This is a genomic window from Streptomyces sp. NPDC030245 (assembly GCF_055572995.1).
In genome coordinates this window covers 65,064-83,423 of sequence record NZ_JBVICF010000004.1, presented here as the reverse complement: position 1 = coordinate 83,423, position 18,360 = coordinate 65,064, and the positions used below count along the sequence as shown (strand labels likewise).

General features: G+C 70.1%; 22 protein-coding genes. 9 read left to right on the top strand and 13 right to left on the bottom strand.

Features of this window, described 5'->3' with window-relative positions:
* Window positions 1-909 carry an NAD(P)-dependent oxidoreductase gene (locus ACZ4Z4_RS12395; RefSeq protein WP_468326849.1) on the top strand — a complete coding sequence of 303 codons (909 nt, stop codon included), beginning with the start codon at window positions 1-3 and terminating at the stop codon, window positions 907-909.
* Window positions 910-1,021: 112 nt separating this feature from the next.
* Window positions 1,022-2,497, top strand: coding sequence for a peptidoglycan D,D-transpeptidase FtsI family protein (locus tag ACZ4Z4_RS12390; protein ID WP_468326040.1), 1,476 nt, complete (start codon window positions 1,022-1,024; stop codon window positions 2,495-2,497).
* A gap of 24 nt (window positions 2,498-2,521) precedes the next feature.
* Here the strand turns inward: ACZ4Z4_RS12390 and ACZ4Z4_RS12385 are convergent, their stop codons facing one another.
* Window positions 2,522-4,579, bottom strand: coding sequence for a HelD family protein (locus ACZ4Z4_RS12385; RefSeq protein ID WP_468326037.1), 2,058 nt, complete (start codon window positions 4,577-4,579; stop codon window positions 2,522-2,524).
* 72 nt (window positions 4,580-4,651) lie between these two features.
* Here ACZ4Z4_RS12385 and ACZ4Z4_RS12380 point away from each other — a divergent pair, with 72 nt between their 5' ends.
* Window positions 4,652-5,311: a TetR/AcrR family transcriptional regulator gene (locus tag ACZ4Z4_RS12380; RefSeq protein ID WP_468326034.1), complete on the top strand. Its 660-nt coding sequence runs from the start codon at window positions 4,652-4,654 to the stop codon at window positions 5,309-5,311.
* On the opposite strand, the gene ACZ4Z4_RS12375 is transcribed toward ACZ4Z4_RS12380, so the two are convergent.
* Window positions 5,302-6,441, bottom strand: coding sequence for a phosphotransferase (locus tag ACZ4Z4_RS12375; protein WP_468326031.1), 1,140 nt, complete (start codon window positions 6,439-6,441; stop codon window positions 5,302-5,304). The two genes, ACZ4Z4_RS12380 and ACZ4Z4_RS12375, sit on opposite strands and share 10 nt — an antisense overlap.
* A 206-nt stretch (window positions 6,442-6,647) precedes the next feature.
* Here ACZ4Z4_RS12375 and ACZ4Z4_RS12370 point away from each other — a divergent pair, with 206 nt between their 5' ends.
* Both ACZ4Z4_RS12370 and ACZ4Z4_RS12365 read left to right on the top strand, forming a co-directional pair.
* Complete coding sequence (locus ACZ4Z4_RS12370) at window positions 6,648-7,421, top strand: HAD-IA family hydrolase (RefSeq protein WP_468326028.1); 774 nt, start codon at window positions 6,648-6,650, stop codon at window positions 7,419-7,421.
* Window positions 7,422-7,481: 60 nt separating this feature from the next.
* Entirely contained in the window at window positions 7,482-8,459 is a 978-nt protein-coding gene (locus tag ACZ4Z4_RS12365; RefSeq protein ID WP_468326026.1) for a hypothetical protein, read from the top strand.
* Here the strand turns inward: ACZ4Z4_RS12365 and ACZ4Z4_RS12360 are convergent.
* The 3 genes from ACZ4Z4_RS12360 to ACZ4Z4_RS12350 all read right to left on the bottom strand — a co-directional run bounded on the left by ACZ4Z4_RS12360 (window position 8,448) and on the right by ACZ4Z4_RS12350 (window position 11,324).
* Window positions 8,448-9,479 carry an aminoglycoside phosphotransferase family protein gene (locus tag ACZ4Z4_RS12360; protein ID WP_468326023.1) on the bottom strand — a complete coding sequence of 344 codons (1,032 nt, stop codon included), beginning with the start codon at window positions 9,477-9,479 and terminating at the stop codon, window positions 8,448-8,450. The two genes, ACZ4Z4_RS12365 and ACZ4Z4_RS12360, sit on opposite strands and share 12 nt — an antisense overlap.
* Before the next feature lie 168 nt (window positions 9,480-9,647).
* Window positions 9,648-10,352 (bottom strand): HAD family hydrolase, encoded by a 705-nt coding sequence (locus tag ACZ4Z4_RS12355; RefSeq protein ID WP_468326847.1) that lies wholly within the window; start codon window positions 10,350-10,352, stop codon window positions 9,648-9,650.
* Window positions 10,353-10,415: 63 nt separating this feature from the next.
* Complete coding sequence (locus ACZ4Z4_RS12350) at window positions 10,416-11,324, bottom strand: GntR family transcriptional regulator (RefSeq protein ID WP_468326845.1); 909 nt, start codon at window positions 11,322-11,324, stop codon at window positions 10,416-10,418.
* A gap of 136 nt (window positions 11,325-11,460) precedes the next feature.
* On the opposite strand from ACZ4Z4_RS12350, the gene ACZ4Z4_RS12345 reads away from it, so the two are divergent.
* On the top strand, window positions 11,461-11,649 hold the full coding sequence (locus ACZ4Z4_RS12345; RefSeq protein WP_468326021.1) for a hypothetical protein: 189 nt from the start codon (window positions 11,461-11,463) through the stop codon (window positions 11,647-11,649).
* A 16-nt stretch (window positions 11,650-11,665) separates the two neighbouring features.
* On the opposite strand, the gene ACZ4Z4_RS12340 is transcribed toward ACZ4Z4_RS12345, so the two are convergent.
* Window positions 11,666-12,577 (bottom strand): winged helix-turn-helix domain-containing protein, encoded by a 912-nt coding sequence (locus ACZ4Z4_RS12340; RefSeq protein ID WP_468326018.1) that lies wholly within the window; start codon window positions 12,575-12,577, stop codon window positions 11,666-11,668.
* A 177-nt stretch (window positions 12,578-12,754) separates the two neighbouring features.
* Between ACZ4Z4_RS12340 and ACZ4Z4_RS12335 the strand changes: the two genes are divergently transcribed.
* Window positions 12,755-12,940: a hypothetical protein gene (locus tag ACZ4Z4_RS12335; protein ID WP_468326015.1), complete on the top strand. Its 186-nt coding sequence runs from the start codon at window positions 12,755-12,757 to the stop codon at window positions 12,938-12,940.
* Between the two features lie 140 nt (window positions 12,941-13,080).
* On the opposite strand, the gene ACZ4Z4_RS12330 is transcribed toward ACZ4Z4_RS12335, so the two are convergent.
* Complete coding sequence (locus ACZ4Z4_RS12330; protein WP_468326012.1) at window positions 13,081-13,689, bottom strand: RsiG family protein; 609 nt, start codon at window positions 13,687-13,689, stop codon at window positions 13,081-13,083.
* Window positions 13,690-13,849: 160 nt separating this feature from the next.
* Between ACZ4Z4_RS12330 and dtd the strand changes: the two genes are divergently transcribed.
* Window positions 13,850-14,287 (top strand): D-aminoacyl-tRNA deacylase, encoded by a 438-nt coding sequence (dtd, locus tag ACZ4Z4_RS12325; RefSeq protein ID WP_468326009.1) that lies wholly within the window; start codon window positions 13,850-13,852, stop codon window positions 14,285-14,287.
* Between the two features lie 17 nt (window positions 14,288-14,304).
* Here dtd and ygfZ read toward each other — a convergent pair whose 3' ends face one another.
* The 3 genes from ygfZ to ACZ4Z4_RS12310 are packed head-to-tail and all read right to left on the bottom strand — an operon-like array spanning window position 14,305 to window position 16,321.
* On the bottom strand, window positions 14,305-15,270 hold the full coding sequence (gene ygfZ, locus ACZ4Z4_RS12320) for a CAF17-like 4Fe-4S cluster assembly/insertion protein YgfZ (protein ID WP_468326006.1): 966 nt from the start codon (window positions 15,268-15,270) through the stop codon (window positions 14,305-14,307).
* Between the two features lie 34 nt (window positions 15,271-15,304).
* The gene (locus ACZ4Z4_RS12315) at window positions 15,305-15,733 is read right to left on the bottom strand and encodes a Fur family transcriptional regulator (RefSeq protein WP_468326003.1); all 429 of its coding nucleotides are present in this window, start codon (window positions 15,731-15,733) and stop codon (window positions 15,305-15,307) included.
* A gap of 15 nt (window positions 15,734-15,748) precedes the next feature.
* Window positions 15,749-16,321, bottom strand: coding sequence for an FABP family protein (locus ACZ4Z4_RS12310; RefSeq protein ID WP_398302779.1), 573 nt, complete (start codon window positions 16,319-16,321; stop codon window positions 15,749-15,751).
* 256 nt (window positions 16,322-16,577) lie between these two features.
* On the opposite strand from ACZ4Z4_RS12310, the gene ACZ4Z4_RS12305 reads away from it, so the two are divergent.
* Window positions 16,578-16,841, top strand: coding sequence for a DUF3099 domain-containing protein (locus ACZ4Z4_RS12305; protein ID WP_468326000.1), 264 nt, complete (start codon window positions 16,578-16,580; stop codon window positions 16,839-16,841).
* Window positions 16,842-16,946: 105 nt separating this feature from the next.
* On the opposite strand, the gene ACZ4Z4_RS12300 is transcribed toward ACZ4Z4_RS12305, so the two are convergent.
* The 3 genes from ACZ4Z4_RS12300 to ACZ4Z4_RS12290 form a co-directional block, all read right to left on the bottom strand.
* A complete protein-coding gene (locus tag ACZ4Z4_RS12300) occupies window positions 16,947-17,234 on the bottom strand; it encodes a DUF1416 domain-containing protein (protein WP_030784848.1) in 288 nt (95 codons plus the stop codon).
* 34 nt (window positions 17,235-17,268) lie between these two features.
* Entirely contained in the window at window positions 17,269-18,114 is an 846-nt protein-coding gene (locus tag ACZ4Z4_RS12295) for a sulfurtransferase (RefSeq protein WP_468325997.1), read from the bottom strand.
* A gap of 156 nt (window positions 18,115-18,270) precedes the next feature.
* Window positions 18,271-18,351 carry a putative leader peptide gene (locus tag ACZ4Z4_RS12290; protein WP_351007875.1) on the bottom strand — a complete coding sequence of 27 codons (81 nt, stop codon included), beginning with the start codon at window positions 18,349-18,351 and terminating at the stop codon, window positions 18,271-18,273.
* Between the last annotated feature and the right edge of the window lie 9 nt (window positions 18,352-18,360).

The window sequence follows — 18,360 nt, the reverse complement described above, 5'->3', positions numbered from 1 at the left end:
ATGAACGCGGAGAACACCACAGGAAGCACCGCAGCCCCCGTAACCGTCATCGGCCTCGGCAACATGGGCTCCGCCCTCGCCGCCGCCCTCCTCGACCGAGGCCACCCCACCACCGTCTGGAACCGCTCCCCGGAGAAGACGAAGGCGCCGGCCGACCGCGGCGCGCACGTCGCCGCGTCCCCGGCGCGGGCCGTCGCCGCGAGCGGCCTCGTGCTCGCCTGCGTACTCGACTACGACGCGCTGCACACCGTCCTCGACCCGGTCGCCGAGGCGGGCGGCCTGGCCGGGAAAGACCTGGTCAACCTCACGTCCGGGTCGCCGGAGCAGGCCGAGGCGATGGCCGCCTGGGCGGCGGAGCACGGCGCGGGATATCTCGACGGCGGCATCATGACGACCCCGCCGGGCGTCGGCAGCCCCGAGATGATGTTCCTCTACAGCGGCTCGGAGACGGTCCTCGAAACCCACCGCCCCGCCCTCGCCGCGCTCGGCGACCCGCTCTACCTGGGCGCGCGGCCGGGCCTCGCCTCGCTGTACGACTCCGCCCTGCTCGGCCTGATGTGGGCGACGTTCACCGGCTGGCTGCACGGCACCGCCGTGGTGACCGCCGACGGGCCCCCGGCCACGGACTTCACCCGCATCGCCCTGCGCTGGCTGACCGGCGCCGTCTCCGGTTTCATGACGACGTACGCGCCCCAGGTGGACGCCGCGCGCTATCCGGGCGACGACGCCACCGTCGACGTACAGATCGCGACGATCGACCACCTCGTCCACGCCGCGCGGGCCCGGGGCGTCGACACCGCGCTGCCCGAGCTCCTGAGGTCGACGATGGAGCGCGCCGCGGCCGCGGGCCACGGGCAGGACAGCTTCGCGAGCGTCATCGAGGTGCTGCGGGCCCCCGCCACGCCGTAGCCGCCGTTCCCCGCGTTCCTCTCCCGTGCCGGGGCGTGAGCCGCCACCATGGACCGGAAGAGCCCGAAAGGGTCCGGAAGAGTTCGGTCACCGGCACCGGGGGGAGCCACCCATGAACCGTCCGCTGCGGCACATAGCCGTCTTCTGCGGGATCCTCACGCTGGCGCTGCTGCTGCGGGCGACCTGGGTGCAGTTCGCCGAGAACGACGAGCTGGCCAACCACGAGAAGAACCGCCGCGTGCAGATCGAGGCGTTCTCCCACCCGCGCGGCGACATCATCGTCGGCGGCAAGTCCATCACCGGTTCCAAGAAGACGTCGGGCACCGACTTCGCGTACAAGCGGACCTTCAAGGAGGGTCCGATGTACGCGCCGGTGACGGGGTACTTCTCGCAGGCGCAGGGCGGCACCTTCCTGGAGGGCGTCCACAACGGCATCCTCAGCGGCAACGACGACCGGCTCTTCATCAAGCGCACCCTCGACATGCTGACCGGCAAGAAGCAGCAGGGCGGCGACGTCGTCACGACCATCGACCCCGAGGCGCAGAAGGCCGCCTACGAAGGTCTGGTGAGCCTGAACGCGAAGGGCGCCGTCGTCGCCCTCGACCCCCGCACCGGCAAGGTCCTCGCGATGGCGAGCACCCCGTCGTACGACCCGTCGGTGTTCGCGGGCATCTCCGCCGAGGAGGGCAGGAAGTTCAAGGAGCTGGAGAAGCGCGCGGACAAACCGCTGAGCAACCGCGCGCTCCGGGAGATCTACCCGCCGGGCTCCACCTTCAAGATCCTCACGGCGGCCGCCGCCCTGGAGCACGGCGTCGTGACGGACATCGACAAGCCGACCGGCGCGCCGACCCCGTACAAACTCCCCCTCAGCTCCACCCGCATCGGCAACGACGTGCCGGACTCCAACTGCGACAAGGTCTCCGTGAAGACCGGCATGCAGTGGTCCTGCAACAACGTCTTCCTCGACCTCGCGGACAAGCTCGGCAAGGACAAGATGCGCGAGACGGCGGAGAAGTTCGGCTTCAACGAACAGCAGTTCATTCCCGTGCGCGCGGTCGCCAGCAGCTATCCGGAGCGGCTCGACAAGCCGCAGACCGCGCTGACCGGCATGGGCCAGGGCAGCCTGACCAGCACCCCGCTCCAGATGGCGATGGTCACGGCGGGCCTCGCCAACGACGGCGAGGTCATGAAGCCCTACCTGGTCGAGGAGTTGCGCGGCCCCGACCTGTCCACGATCGAGAAGGCCTCGCCCGACCCGCTGAACCAGGCGGTCTCCGAGAAGACCGCGAAGACGGTCCAGGAGATGATGGAGAACACCGTCGAGAACGGCACCGCGAACAAGGCGCGGATCGACGGCGTGACGGTCGGCGGCAAGACCGGCACGGCCCAGCACGGCGCGGACGTCACCGACGAGCGGCCGTACGCGTGGTTCGTCTCGTACGCCAAGAACAGCGAGGGCGAGTCGCCCGTCGCCGTCGCCGTCTTCGTCGACCCGTCCAACATGGACATCCCGCGCTCGGAGATCGCCGGCGGCAAGCTGGGGGCGCCGATCGCGAAGGCGGTCATGGAGGCGGTCCTCGACCGCTGAGAGGGTCCCTTCCGACGCAGGTCCCTACTCCTCCCAGGGCAGCGGCCCGCTGTGGAGTACGTCGAGGCGGGAGACCGCGCGGGTCAGGACGACGTACAGCCGGTGCAGGCCGCGCGGTTCGGCCTCCGCGATCTCCGCAGGATCGACGGCGACGACGTGGTCGTACTCCAGTCCCTTGGCGACCGAGGCGGGCAGCACGGTCACCCGCGCGCCCAGTTCGTCGGGGCCCGCGCACGCCACACCGGCGGCCGCCAGGGCGGCGCGCACCCGCTCGACGCGCCGGTCGGCGGCGATGACACCGATGGACCCCTCCCGCCCCAGCGCGTCCCGCACCGCCTCGACGACCCCGGCCTCGACCTCCGCGGACCCCGCCGCCTTCCGCACCCGCAGCTCCCCGTCCGCGCGCAGCGACCGGGCGGGCGGTACGTCCACGTCGAGCCGCCCGAGCAGCCGGTTGGCGAGCCCGACGACGGCGCGCGGCACCCGGAACCCGGTGGTCAGCGGCGTCACCGCGGCGTCCGGCTTGCCCAGGTGGGCGAGGAGCTCCGGCCAACTGCGGGCCGCCCACGGGGTGGTGGCCTGCGCGAGGTCGCCGAGGACAGTGAGCGAGCCGAAGCCCGCGCGGCGCGCGATGGCCCGGCACTCCATGGGCGACAGGTCCTGCGCCTCGTCGACGACGATGTGCCCGTACCCGGCGGGCCGTTCGAGCAGCCCCTCGATCTCGTCGAGGAGGACCAGGTCGGCGGCGCTCCACTTCGCGGACTTGTACGAGCGCGGGGGCACGGCCCACAGGATCGCCCGCTGCTCCGCGGTGTCGAGGACGCCGTCGGCCGCGGCGGCCAGCGCGCCCGCGTCACCGAGGAGACCGGCGAGCACCTCGTCGGCGCGCACCCTGGGCCAGGCGCCGTCCAGGAAGGCGCTGACGGTCCTGGCCCTGCCGATCCGCTGCACCCAGGTGTTGCTGCGCGGTCCCGCCCGGCGCTCGGCCTGCTCCTGCACGGCCCGGACGACCCGGCTCCGCACCCGCTCGCGCCCCACCGTGTACGGCGGCTCTTCACCCCGCACGTCCTCGATGATCCGCTCCAGCTCGCCGAGCGGCACCCGCCAGCGGTACGAGCCGTCCGGCACCGCCAGGGGCTCGGTGGGCGGCGCGACGCGGGAGTACAGCGCGCGGCGCAGCACCTCGGCCATCCTGGCGTCGTGCTTCACGAGGGCGGCGGCCGCGTCGTCGTGGGCGCGCACGGGGTGGCGCGCGACCTCGTCCTGGACGGTGGACTGCCGTACGCCGGTCTCGCCGAGGGAGGGCAGCACCTCGGCGATGTAGCGCAGGAAGGTGCGGTTGGGGCCGAGGATGAGGAGGCCGGAGCGCTGGACGCGGTGGGGGTGGGTGTAGAGCAGGTAGGCGGCGCGGTGCAGTCCGACGGCGGTCTTTCCCGTGCCGGGGGCGCCCTGCACGCAGACGGAGGCGGCGAGGTCACCGCGGACGAGGTCGTCCTGTTCGGGCTGGATGGTGGCGGCGATGTCGCGCATGGGACCGACGCGGGGCCGCTCGATCTCCCCCGCGAGAATGCGGCTGCCCTCCCCGCTCCCGCTCTCCCCCTCCCCCAGGCGCTCGTCCTCCATGCCGGTGAGGTCGGCGGAGTCGCCCTTGCTGCCGGGGGCCCAGCCGAACCTGCGGCGCACGGCGACGCCCTGCGGGTCCTGGACTCCGGCCTGGTAGAAGGCGCGGGAGACGGGGGCGCGCCAGTCGACGACGAGGGGCGGGGCGGAGGGGTGCTCGGTGATGCGGAGCCGCCCGATGTAGTAGCGCTGCCCGCGGTGCTCGCCGGCGGCGTCCCCCTGCGGCCCGGCGCCGCCGAAGTCGAGCCGCCCGAAGAAGAGCGGCGCCTCGGGGAGCTCCCGCATGGCCTTGGCGTGGCTGCGGAACTGATAGCCGAGCACTTCGGCGTCGGCCCCGGACGCGGAGACGTCCGCGCCTACGACCACTTGTTCCTCGGCGCCTTCGACCATGCCGGCGAGGGCGGCGCGGCAGGCGTCGTGGTAGCTGCGTTCCTGGGCGAGGGCATCGGCTGGCGAAGTCATCCCCCCAGACTAACGACAAAACGCAACCGAGTTAAATTTATAACCGCATCTCACTCCGGCTAGACTGCCCCCATGCCCAGCCCCACGCCCAGCGACAGCACGACGACCGGCACCCCGGGCCTGCGCGAGCGCAAGAAGCAGCGCAGGTACGAGGAGATCTCCGAGACGGCGATCGCCCTCTTCCTGGAGCGCGGCTTCGAACAGGTCTCCGTCGCGGAGGTCGCGGAGGCGGCGGAGGTCTCCAAGCCGACGCTGTTCCGCTACTTCGCCTCCAAGGAGGACCTGGTCCTGCACCGCTTCGCCGACCACGAGGACGAGGCGGCCCGCGTGGTCACCGCCCGCGGCGACACCACGGCGCTCGACGCCCTGCACCGCCACTTCCTCGACGGCCTGGACCGCCACGACCCCGTCACCGGCCTCTGCGACGCCCCCGCCGTCCTGGCCTTCCACCGCCTCCTCTACGGCACCCCGGCCCTGGTGGCCCGCCTCCACGGCTACCAGCACCGCTCCGAACAGGCCCTCGCCACCGCCCTCCGCACCGCCCACGGCGGCACCCCCCTGGACACCCGCCTCGCCGCCGGCCAGATCATCACCGTCCAGCGGATCCTCGCCGAGGAGAACTGGCACCGCATCGCGACGGGCGAGCCGGCGCCGGAGATCCACGCGGACGCGGTCACGGCCGCGGACAGGGCGTTCGGGCAGCTGCGTACGGGGGTCACGCGTTACGCGTGAGCTCCATCGTCGTGACCGTTGCGCACCAGCGCCGCGCCCGTGCGCGCCCACACCTTCAGCGCCTCCATCACCTGCCACTGCGTCGGTACGTACGTCAGCCCCAGGGGAGCAGCAGCCCGGGCGACGACTTCCCGAATCCTCCGGCCCGCGCGGAAGAGCGGCCACCAGGAGCAGCCCTGCCTTCCCTGCCCCTCCGGTCCCGCATCGAGGGTGAGAGCCGCACGAATGACATCGGTGAAGGCCGACTGCGCCCGCTTGTAATCACGGAGAACCGGCAGGTCCCGTTCCCAGCCCCTGGCACTCCCCGGCCTGGCGGCCTCGACGACCTCGCACCAGCGTCGGGTCAACTGCTCGGCTTGGTCCGGGCGGTAGCGCATCAGATGGAGGTGGGTGGCCAGGTCGTACAGCGGATCGCCCACCATCGCCAACTCCCAGTCGATGGTCCAGAGAAGCCCCCCGGGATCGACGATGAAGTTCTCCCTGTGCAGGTCTCCGTGGAGCAGTCCGAAAGGCCTCTGCGTCATGCGCGGGACGTTTCTGCGCAGCTTCCCGAAGCACTCCTCGCCGATTCCGAGGGCGTGGAAGAGCCCGCCGAAGGCAGGCTCGTTCCGCAGGTAGACCTTCTCCTCGGTGAAGCAGATCAACCGCTCCAGGAACCCGCCGGTGTCGCCGTCGGGCGGCCGGTCCTCCAGCACACACCTGCGCTCCACGGAGAGCTTCTCGGGGTCGACCACGATCAGTTCCCCGAACAACTCGACGATCTGGCTGATCAGTCGATCCGGGATGACATCGGTGAAGGTGAAGCGTGACCCGAGCGTCCGCCCCTCGATGAACCTTTGCAGGCCGATGCCGCCGATGTCGATCACTTCCGGGATCCGCGTGATGTGCCCGGCCAAGGCGCGCACCAGCTCGTCCTCGGAACCGAAGCAACGCCGGTCGAACCAGAGCAGATCCCTGCGCGGCTCACGGCACTTCCAGCGCCGGCCCTCTCCGCCCGCGAGCGGGTCGTCGGGCAACGGGAAGACGTATGTCTCGTGGTGATAGCCCTTGAGGGGGCCGATCAGAGCCCGCCGGTCACCGCTCACCCGAGCGGCCCGCGCCCGGGCCGCAGACGTCGCTTCGGATGACATCGCCCGTCTTTCAGCCTGGGACCGATCCGATGATGAAGGAGTGAGGCAGGATACCCATGCGTCGGGGTACTCCACGTCCAGTGCCGCTCAAGTGACGGGGCCGACCCCACCCAGGCGTGAATCCGCGCTAGCCCGTACGAGGAAAATGCGGTACGGCGCACCGCTCGCGGTGGCCAAACGAACGCCTGCGGTCCAGACTTGCTGAAATGACATCCCAGAGCCCCTCAGGAGGCTTCCCCGGCCGGGGTGAACTGGGCCTCCTCACCCGCCTGCTGACCGACGCCGACGCGCTCCTCCTCGACTTCGACGGCCCGGTCACCCGCTTCTTCGACGGCTACCCCACGGCTCCCATCGCCGAGGAAATAAAGAGCATGCTGTCGGAGCGCAAGGTGCCCCTGCCGGACCGGGTCCGGGCATCGCGGGATTCGCACGGCCTTCTCCAGCTCCTCAGAAGTGAGGTGTTCACCGAAGACAGACCGGGACACGAGGACCAGAAGACGCTCGAAATGGCCGAGGGCATCGTGACGCGCCACGAGTACTGGGCAGCGGCTCAAGCACTCCCGGAACCGCACATCAAGCCCCTGCTGTCAGCACTGGAGGGGCAGCCCGAACGCAAACGTTTGGTCATCGTCAGCAACAATGCCGACGGACCGATCTGGGCCTTCCTCGAACGCGTCGGCCTCGCAACGAAGTTCGAGCGGGTCTTCGGCCGCGACCCGCACGAGATGCGCCACATGAAGCCCCATCCTCACTGCGTACAGCGGGCCTCGGAACACCTGGGCGTGAAGCGGGCGGACTGCCTGCTGGTCGGCGACCAGCTCACCGACCTCGCCGCGGCCGCCGCCGCGGGCACACCCTTTCTCGGCTACGCCAGGAACGCCGCCGTAGCGGCCGAGATGCGTCAGCGGGGTGCCGCATGGGCGGGGACCTCCCTGGCTCCTCTGATCCGGGCCGCCGAAGGACGAGGCACCGCCCATTAGGCGCTGGCGCCGCCCAGTTGGTGACGCCAAGATAGTGCGTCACTACCTCGGGGGGTTGGATTGCCCGCACGCGACCCGGACGGACACGGTCGACCGTCGGCCCTGGCCGAACTGAAGCAACGCCTCTCGGACATGAAGTCCGGCCTCATCAAAACGCTCCTGGCGGGCACGGCCGCCCTCGGCGTGGCGGCACAGCTCATCGAGCCCCTGGGCGATGCGCTCAAGGCCCAGCCGCTCCTCGGCGGCTCGTTCGCGGCGGTCGTCGCGCTGATCCTCTTCGACGCGATCAGCGGCGCCACGGACCGGGAAGTCACCGGCGTCGAGGTCTACGGCACCTTGAGCGACCTCATCCCACCGGCCAGGGAGGCCTTCGAGGCGAAGCACATACGGATCTTCTTCTCCGGATTCACCATGGAGACTCTCTACGACGTCATCAGAGACCGCCTCATGGAGATCTACGACGGCAGACTGCGGCCGAAGCGGCTCACTCTCCACATCATCGTGGTCCACCTGGAGAACCCGATGAACCTGCCCGGCGCTCTGACACCGGACCGGCACCACAGCGGGAAGCTCCATTTCCACGACTCGTCGGAGAACCGCGACCGCATGCGCGAGGACTTCACCCTCAAATACTGGGGCGAATTCCGCACCCTGCTCGATGCCATACACAGAAGGCACCCCAAGATCGAAATCGAGTGCGAGGTGCGTGAATCACCGCACGGCCCTCAGTCCAAGCTCTTCATCCTCAACGAGGAGAGGGCCATCTATGGGACGTACGGAATCAAGAAGGAGACGTTCGCTCGGGGTGGCAGGACACACAGCATCCTGGACGCCGCCGGCTTCGGCATCAAGCACGGGGAGGCCCGGTACATCGGCTGGGATGTCCGCTCCCGCACCAGGTCGACCCGCCAGGTGGCCAACTACCACATGGCCTGGTTCGAAAACCTGTGGGACGTGCTGGACGAGGTCAAACCGGCGGTACCGGTGATCCACAACCCCGTGTGGGAACCGACTCGAGCGAGCGGCTCAGCGCCGTGACCCGACCCACTGACGCAGCGCCGTCAGCACGTCCAGCTCATCCGGCACATCCACCATCCGCAGGGGTTCGGCCGCGCGCCGCACGGCCCGGCACACCCGCAGGGCCGCCTCGGTCAGCTCGGCTTCGGCCGGGGCGGCCGGCAGGGCGAGGGCGGCGCGCATGACATCGGGAAAGACGGACTGGGCGTACTCGAAGTCCAGGTAGACAGGCAGATCGGCGGCCATGTCCGCCGTCATGTCCCCGTGGCCGGCCCACCGCATCGCCTCGGCCCACAGCTCCGCCATCCGTGCCTGCTCGCCCTTTCCGTACTCCATGCGCACGAGATGAGTGGCAAGGTCGTGCAGCGGGTCGCCGTACATGGCCAGCTCCCAGTCGATCACCGCGATGCGCTTGCGGTCGACGATGATGTTGGCGCGGTGCACGTCGGTGTGCAGGAGGCAGAAGGGGCGCGGTGTCAGGGGCCGGCGGCCCGGGTCGTCGCGGAAGGCCGCCAGAGCGTCGGACCGGATACCCACAGCGGCGAAGAGGTCGCCGAACCGCCAGCGGTTGGGGCTGTACACCCGGTCCTCGGTGAAGCCGATCAGCCAGTGGAGGAACTTCTCGCTCTGCCCGGACTCCGGCCAGCCGGGAGGCCTCGGTGGCAGCTCCTCGTCCGGCACGGAGGCCGTCCGGGCGAAGAAGTCGGCGAAGGAACGCATCATCGGCTCGCCGACGGGTCCCTCCGGCTGCACTTCGGAGAGCGCGCGCCCGGCCCGGTAGGAGTGCAGCGACCAGTCGCCGAAGTCCCGCAGGCAGCGCGGGACTTCCTTGAGGTGCCGGCTCACCACGGCGAGGAGTTCCGGCTCACTCGGCCAGATGCGCGGCGCCACCTTCACGGTGTCACGCGGCATCCGGCACTTGACCCGGGCGCGAAAGGGCATCGTGCGCAGCAGCAGGGCGAGACGCCAGCCGAGCGGCACCACGTGGTTGATGTTGTGGTGACCGGCCACGACCTGGCGGTCCGGGTGTTCCCGGTGCAAGAGGGCGAGTCGACGGATCCAGAGTTCTCGGGGCCAGCTCTTCGGCTCCTCGCGGGGAGGACGAGGGGGAGGTGACGGCATGAGCGCAGAGAGTATCCCTCGGACGACGCCGTTCCTGGCAGTAGCCACAAAGTGGACGGTCGCCACGGTCAGGAGCGCTGTCCGGCGCTACTGCGCCTCCCTGTCCCCCATGGCGTAGACAACCCCGGAGAGCACTTCGAGGGTCGCGACCAGGTGTTCCGCGCCCGCCTCGCGCAGCAGCCCCGCCTTGCGTTCGTTGCGCGCGAAGCCGAGGAAGCGCACGCCGGCCCGCCGCGCCGCCACGTAGTCCGACGGCGCGTCGCCGATCATGAGGGTGGCGTCCGGATCCGCCCCCATGGCGCGCAGGGCGCGGTTCACGCAGTGCGGGTCGGGCTTGAGCAGCCGGAGGTTCTGGGTGCGGCCGTAGATGTGCGGGGCGAAGCACTCCAGGAGCCCTCGCGTGGCGAGGTAGCGCTCCACCGGGCAGGGCGCGTTGTTGGTCGTGACGGCGAGCCGGGTGCCGACCGCCGACCAGGTGCGGATCAGCCTGTCGGCGTACGCGGTGGGCCAGGCGGAGGCCACGGCGCTCAGCTCCTGCCGGGTCAGCCACTCCTCCAGCTCGTCGACCAGATCGCTCTTGGGGTGCCGCTGATCCACGGCGCGCAGTACGACGTGCGGATCGGCCAACTTCCGCTCCTCTTCGGTGAGGAGTCCGTGCAGCCCCCGCCGCTCGAGCCACTGGACCAGATCCTGCGCCACACGCTCCGCGGAGTGGCCGGCGAAGAGGCGGCAGATGGGGCCGTCGAAGTCGAAGAGCACGAAGCGGACAGGGCCGGTCAGGGCGCGGAGCATGCCGATCTCTTCATCGACCGTCTCGGACCGGAATGCGTCGGGTTGCGTCGAGTCAGGAGTCACTTAAGAGAGTGTCAGGTCCGACGTGACGGTTGCCCAGAGTGCGTCGAACCACTTCTGCGACTCTTCGACGAACATCGCGTCACGCGAGGCCGGCATGACCTTCTCGAACGAGAAGACGGGCGCCTTGACGCCTCCCACGTCGTAGAGGGCCACCACCTCGCTCTCGTCACCGTCGGCCGTGTCCAGCTCCAGGGACTGCTGGTGGGGCGAGTAGAAGGCGAACAGCGCCTCGACACCGTTCAGCAGGTAGATCTTGACCGGCGGGGTGAAGGGCAGCGCGCGGAACGTCACATGCACATCGATGCCGTGCGAGGAGCGCAGGGCGCGGAGGTTGTGCCGCAGCACCTGGCCCTGGGCGTTGCGCTGGGCGAGCCAGCGCCGGTGCAGCCGCTGCTGGTTCTCCGCGTCGGTGTCGATGGGCACCGGAAAGGCCAGCTCGATGTCGCTGCTCGGCAGCAGAATCCGCACGGTGATCGACTCGGGGCGCACCCGGCCCTCATGCACGAGCCGCACCGGCTCGCCCAACGCCAGCATCAGCGTCTCCGCGGTGAAAGAAACCACGTCGATCCGCACATGCGGCTCACCGAACGCCTCCGCCAACCGCGGCGCCAGCGCCACCATCGACGGCTGTGGCTCCCGGCTCGCGGGAGCCGGCCCCGCGTCCGCCACCCTCGGGGGGCTTCCCTTGCTGACGTTGGAGAGCAGGCCCTCGCCCTGGAGCAGCTTCATCGCCTGGCGTACGGTGCCGCGTTCGACGCCGAACTCGCCGGCCAGTTCGGCCTGGGTCGGCAGGCGTTCGCCCGCCTTGAGTTCGCCCGCCCGGATGCGGTCGCGGAGGGTGTCGGCGATGTCCTGGGGGGTGAGTCTTCTGCTGCCGTTCACTGCAACGTTCTCCTGGGTCACGACCAGACGATACAACCGCTCGCCATCTCAGGGGAGTTGTCGGGGAGTTGATGGGAAGTTGTTTATGGACTTACGCCAAGTGGGGACAACCTAAGCAGAGTTGGTTGCCAACTCGTCCAAGATGGCAGAAGGAGGAACCACCATGCCGGCCATAGCCCTCCTCGCAGCCGTGGTCGCCGTCACCGTCGAGCAGTTCGTGCAGTGGAAGTACGGCCCGATGGGCATCGTCGGCCTCCTCCTGCTCACCATCGGCGTCAAGGCGCGGAACCCCACGTGCAGCTCCATCGGCGCCGTCGTCCTCGCCCTGCTGGTGACGGGCCCGGCGAGCTGACCGGGCAGGCGGGCCGCTACCCCGCCGCCAGGTGCAGGTCCTGACTGATCGTGTTCCACAGGGCGTTGAACCACAGGTGGGACTGCTCCACGAACGTGGTGTCCCGCAGCCCGTCCCCCTCCTTGAACGGGAAGAGCATCGACTGCGTGCCCTGCGCGTCGTACATCTCCAGGGACTCCTGGCCGATCTCCTCGTCCCGCTTGGCCAGCGTGTAGTAGGCGAAGAGCGCCTCCGAGCCGTTGATCAGGTACAGCTTCACCGGCGGCGTGAACGGCAGCGCGCGGAACTGCACCGATACGTCGATGCCGTGCGAGGACCGCAGCGCCAGGAGGTTGTGGCGCAGCACCTGCCCCTGCGCGTTGCGCTGGTCGAGCCAGCGCCGGTGGACCTGGTTGCCCTCGTGGTCCCCGCCGTCGACCGGCGCGGGGAAGGCGAGGTCGATGTCGCGGCTCGGCAGCAGCACCCGGACGTCGACCTTGGCCGGTTTCAGCTGTCCGGCGTGGATCTGCCGCAGCGGCTCGCCGATGGCCATGGTGAGCGAGATGGACGTGAGGCAGAGCGCGTCTATCTCCACGTGCGGCACGTCGAAGGCGGCGGCGATGCGCGGGGCCAGGCCGACCATCGTGGGCTGCGGGCGCGTGCCGCCCGGTCCGGCCGGGGCGCGCTCGGCGGCCTCCGCGACCGTGGCGGGGCTGCCCTTGGACACGTTGGACAGCAGATGCTCACGGTGCAGGATGCGCAGCGCCTCCCGCACCGCACCACGCTCCACGCCGAACTCGTCGGCCAGCTCGGCCTGGGTCGGCATGCGCTGTCCCGGCCGCAGCGTCCCGGACCTGATCCGGTCGCGCAGCACGTCGGCGACCTCGCGGTGGGACCGCTGCGCTCGCTTGCGCCCGTTGACGGAGGCAGGTTCGGTGCTCACAACCAAACAGTACAACTTCGCGCCATCTTAGGGGAGTTGCAGGAAAGGTGGTTATGAGTCGACTCTCAGCGGAGATAAGTGAGTTGAAGTTGGTAGCCAACTTCGGCGACCTGGTCAGACCCTCCCGGGGTTGGCCACCAGCTCAACGGGGTTCGCCGCCCCGATCCCGAAGGAGGGACCGTCATGCCACTCATCGCCATCGTCGTCGCCGCCCTCGCCATCGGTTTCGAGCAGCTCATCCAGTGGAAGTACGGACCGCTCGGCATCGTCGCCTTCGTCCTGCTGACCATCGGCATCAAGGCGAAGAACATGCAGCTCAGCGGCGTCGGGGCCGGGCTCCTCGTCCTGCTCCTCGCCCAGTCGGGCTGAGGCGCCGCACAGACCCGGCAGGCCGGGCTCCCATCCGGAGGGGAGCCGGGAGTCCGGTCGGCTGTCAGGGGGCTGAGCCCCGGTCCATCGCTACGGACGGGCCGGGGCTCAGACGCGTCCACCGCACCACCCGGCGGACGTCACGCCAGCAAGTCGTCGACCTGCGCCTCCCCCACCCGGTACCGCCGCGCGATCTCCGCGCTGCACTCGTCCGTCGTCCGCTGGAGCCGCTGCCGGCGCCGGGACACCTGCTGTTCGTACCGCACGAGGCGACCCATGGCCGTGTGCAGTTCGTCGTCGGTGCGCGCCGCCAAGTCGGAGAGCTCGACCTCCGCGAGCATCTCCGTGGCCAGCAGGCGGTACTCCTCGCCGTGCGGCGTGCCGAGCGTGACGTGCCGGGCCGAGGAGCGGTGGCGGGCCGGGGCGTCCCTGAGGATCTCCGCGAGCCGGTCCATGACCGTCGCCTCCGGCTCGGGCGCCTGCGCGTGCGGCTCCCCGCGGCGCGCGATCTCCGCCCGCAGGATGTCGATACGCCCCTGGAGGAGCCGCCGCACATAGCTGAGGTCGGCCTCGTCCTGCTGGGCCGCCCTGCGCAGTTCGCGGAGCTCCGGCAGGCGCAGCCCGCCGAGGTCCCGCCCGGCCCCCTCGGCGAGCAGCCGGCCGCCGGTGCGCTGCGTGGGCGGCCGTGGCACCTCCGTGCGCCGCAGGGAGATGTGGCCGGGCGACTGCCCGGTACTTGATGTGCTCATCTGCCTCTACCCGTCCCCTCGACCGGTCGACGCGGTGCACCGCGTGTGAGCATCGTGCCACCCCGAGTGGCCGCTATGGGAGCGAGTGCCCGGAATCGGCCCCAGATGGGGGGATCGGGGCTTGTTCCGAGCGCCGTCCCCGGCACGGCATGATGGCCGTATGCGAGCAGTGGTGCAGCGGGTCGACGGCGCGAGCGTGGTCGTCGACGGCGAGAACGGCCCCGAGACGGTGGGCGAGATCAGCGGTGAGGGCCTCTGCGTCCTGGTGGGCGTCACGCACGACGACACCAAGGAGAAGGCGGACCGGCTCGCCCGCAAGCTCTGGTCGCTGCGCATGCTGTCCGACGAGAGGTCGTGCAGCGACACCGGCGCCCCGCTCCTGGTCATCAGCCAGTTCACGCTCTACGGAGACGCCCGCAAGGGCCGCCGCCCCACGTGGAACGCGGCGGCCCCCGGCGATGTGGCCGAGCCCCTGGTCGACGAGGTGGTGTCGCGGCTGCGCGCCCTGGGGGCGACGGTGGCGACAGGTCGCTTCGGCGCGCAGATGCGGGTGGGGCTGACGAACGACGGCCCGTTCACGGTGCTTGTGGAGATCTGACCGCGGCGGGCGCCTCGCTACGGCTCGACCACGGTCTCCTGCGCGGCCGCCGTGTCACCGGCGACAAGACCCGCGTCCAGCGGCACATTGCGCTTGATGAGGCCGAGCGCGATCGGCCCGAGCTCGTGGTGGCGCACGGCGGTGGTGACGAACCCCAGCTTGCGGCCCTCGGCGCCCTCGCTCGCGAGGTGCAGCGGCGTGCCCGCCGCCGGCAGGTGCACCTCGCTGCCGTCCAGGTGCAGGAAGACGAGGCGGCGCGGCGGCTTGCCCAGGTTCTGCACGCGGGCGACCGTCTCCTGGCCGCGGTAGCAGCCCTTCTGGAGGTGGACCGCGGAGCCGATCCAGCCCAGCTCGTGCGGGATGGTGCGGTGGTCCGTCTCGAAGCCGAGGCGCGGCCGGTGGGCCTCCACCCGCAGCGCCTCGTACGCGAGGAGGCCGGCGGCGGGGCCGTGGGAGGCGGCGAACGCCTCCAGGTCCGCGCGCGGCAGGAACAGGTCACGGCCGTACGCGGTCTCGCGGACGACGGCGCCCTGGGGGACCGGGGCGATGGAGCCGGCGGGCAGGTGGACGACGGCGAACTCGTCGGTGCGATCGGCGACTTCGACGCGGTAGAAGAACTTCATGCTCTCCAGGTACGCGATGAGCGCGTCCTGCGTGCCCGGCTCGACGTGCGCCCAGACGGTCTCGCCGTCGTCGACGAGGGAGAGGTGGTGCTCGATGTGGCCGTTGGCGGAGAGGATCAGCGCTTCGGTCGCCTGGCCCGCGGGCAGCTCGCTGACGTGCTGGGTGATCAGCAGATGCAGCCAGCTCAGCCGGTCGGAGCCGGTCACGGTGACGACCCCGCGGTGCGAGAGGTCGACGAAACCGGTGCCGTCGGCGAGGGCGCGCTGCTCACGGAACAGTTCGCCGTAGTGGGCGGCGACGCCTTCGTCCACACCCTCGGCGGGGACGGCGCCGGGCAGGGACAACAGGGGGCTCTTCATGTTCACAAAGACTACGACCAGCCCGCGCCCGGGCTTATTCCGAGCCCCGGCACTTCGCGCACTGCCCGAAGATCGCGAAGTGCTTCAGGTCGGTGTCGAAGCCGAAGGTGTCCCGCAGCTTGGCGGTGAACTCCGCGGCGATCCCCGTGTCGGCCTCGATGACGTCCGTGCAGTCCCGGCAGACGAGGTGGATGTGGTGGTGCCGGTCCGCCAGGTGGTACGTCGGCGCGCCGTGCCCGAGGTGGGCGTGGCTGACCAGGCCCAGCTCCTCCAGGAGCTCCAGGGTGCGGTAGACCGTGGAGATGTTGACCCCCGACGCCGTCTTCCGCACTTCGCAGAGGATGTCGTCGGGGGTCGCGTGTTCAAGGGTGTCGACGGCTTCGAGGACAAGCTGACGCTGCGGCGTCAGCCGGTAGCCGCGCTGACGCAGATCGCTCTTCCAGTCGGAGTCGGTACTCGTCACACCAGAAGTCTAGGTCTACTTGAAGAAAGCGATGCCGTCGTCCGGCAGATCGCCGAGGTTGCGGGCCATCTCGGCGACCTCTTCGGGGGTGACGACCTTCTTCAGCTGGGCCGACATGTAGGGCCGCAGCGGCACCTCGGGGGTCTGCTTCTCGCCGACCCACATCAGGTCGCCCTTCACGTAGCCGTAGAGCCGCTTGCCGCCGGTGTAGGGGCCGGAGGCGGCGGTGCGGGCGACGGCGTCGGTGGCCAGGTCGATCTGCGGCTTCTTGTCGGCCAGCTCGCCGTACCAGACCTCGACGACACCGTCGTCACGGACCATGACGACCTCGACCTTGCGGTCCTTGTCGATGCGCCAGAAGCCGGACTCGGTCTCCAGGGGCTTGACCTTGTTGCCCTCGGAGTCGAGCACCCACGTGTACGAGCGGTACTCGATGAAGTCCCGGCCGTCGTGCGTGAAGGAGACCTCCTGGCCGAAATTCGCCTTCTCGGCGCCGGGGAAGTCGGTGACGCCCGCGCCGGCCCAGTTGCCGAGGAGGAAGGCGAGGGGGACGAGGTCGGGGTTCAGGTCGGACGGAATCTCGATCATGGGAAGCTCAGGCGATCTGTGGAGGTGGCGATGGGGGGCGGGAAGGTCAGCGCTGGCCCTGGTACAGCTTCTTCACGGTCAGGCCCATGAAGGCGAGAACGCCGACGCAGACGAGAACCAGCAGGGCGGAGAAGAAGGCCTCAAGCACGGGGTGCTCCTCGGTGAGCGGGTCGGGGCAGATATCAGAGCCGGTCCCACTGTAGTCGGGCGGCGCCCGTCCCTCTCTGTGAGGGGGCTCGGGACGTACGCTGGGTGTATGTACGCGCGCAGGCGCCATCTGTACTTCGCCATGATGGGGACGTGCGTCGGGCTCTTCGTCCTCGCCTGGGGTGTGGTGCGGCTCTGGTCGGTTCCCGTGGCCGTCGGGATGTGTGTCGTGGCGATGGTGATCCCGCCGCTGGCCGCGATCACGGCGAACCGTCGGGGCCCGGACGACCGCTGGTGGGACGACCCGAGCGGGGACGCCGAGTCCGACGAGTGGTGGGACGAGCTGGACGGCAGACGCAGACACCAGCCGTAGCCGCGTAGCCGGCCATGACGCAGCCGAAGGGCCGCACCCCGTTCCAGTGGCGTCCAACCCCCTGGGGTGCGGCCCTCCAGCCGTCTGCGGTGCGGTGCGGTGTGATCAGACCGCGATCGCGACCTCCGCCAGACCGCCCGTCTGGGCGACGACCGTACGGTCGGCCGTGCCGCCGGGGATCAGCGCCCGGACGGTCCACGTGCCCTCGGCGGCGTAGAAGCGGAACTGTCCGGTGGCCGAGGTGGGGACCTCGGCGGTGAACTCGCCGGTCGAGTCGAGCAGGCGCACGTAACCGGTGACGGGCTCGCCGTCGCGGGTCACCTGGCCCTGGATCGTCGTCTCACCGGGCTTGATGGTCGAAGCGTCGGGGCCGCCGGCCTTTGCTCCACACATGGGTACTCCTGAGGGGTTGAGAGGTCCGGGGGTCCTACTTGTTGGCGCCGAGCTCGATCGGCACGCCGACGAGCGAGCCGTACTCGGTCCAGGAGCCGTCGTAGTTCTTGACGTTGGTCTGGCCGAGCAGCTCGTGCAGGACGAACCAGGTCAGGGCCGAACGCTCACCGATGCGGCAGTAGGCGATGGTGTCCTTGGAGAGGTCGACCTGCTCGGCCTCGTAGAGGGCCTTGAGCTCTTCGTCGGACTTGAAGGTGCCGTCGTCGTTGGCGTTCTTCGACCACGGGATGTTGCGGGCGCTCGGCACGTGGCCGGGGCGCTGCGACTGCTCCTGCGGGAGGTGGGCCGGGGCGAGCAGCTTGCCGCTGAACTCGTCGGGCGAGCGCACATCGACGAGGTTCTGCGAGCCGATGGCGGCCACGACGTCGTCGCGGAAGGCGCGGATCGAGGTGTCCTGCGGCTTGGCCTTGTACTCGGTGGCGGGGCGGTTCGGGACCTCGGAGCCGTCGACCAGGTCGCGGGAGTCCAGCTCCCACTTCTTGCGGCCGCCGTCGAGGAGCTTCACGTCCTGGTGGCCGTAGAGCTTGAAGTACCAGAAGGCGTACGACGCGAACCAGTTGTTGTTGCCGCCGTAGAGGACGACGGTGGAGTCGTTCGCGATGCCCTTCGCCGAGAGGAGCTTCTCGAAGCCCTCCTGGTCGATGAAGTCACGGCGGACCGGGTCCTGGAGGTCCTTGGTCCAGTCGATGCGGATCGCGTTCTTGATGTGGTTCTTGTCGTACGCGGAGGTGTCCTCGTCGACCTCGACGATGACGACCTTCGGGTCCTCGATGTGGGCCTCGACCCAGTCGGCGTCGACCAGGACGTCGCTGCGGCTCATGCTTTTCTCCTCCGGGGCAGTTACGGCGGTGCGGCGGTGCTGCGAGGGATGTGCGCGTACGACGACGGGCGCGCGGGGAGGCGCGGCGTACGGCACGGGGTGGCCCTGACCGAGAGCGTCGACGGGCCGGGGGAAACGGGAGGTTCGAGGCTCCCGCTAGAAGGTGCGACAGAGCATGGCGGCGACGCGGCACAGGTCCACTGCCCGCCGCTTCGTGAGGTCCGCCTGTCGTTGCATGGGTCCGAT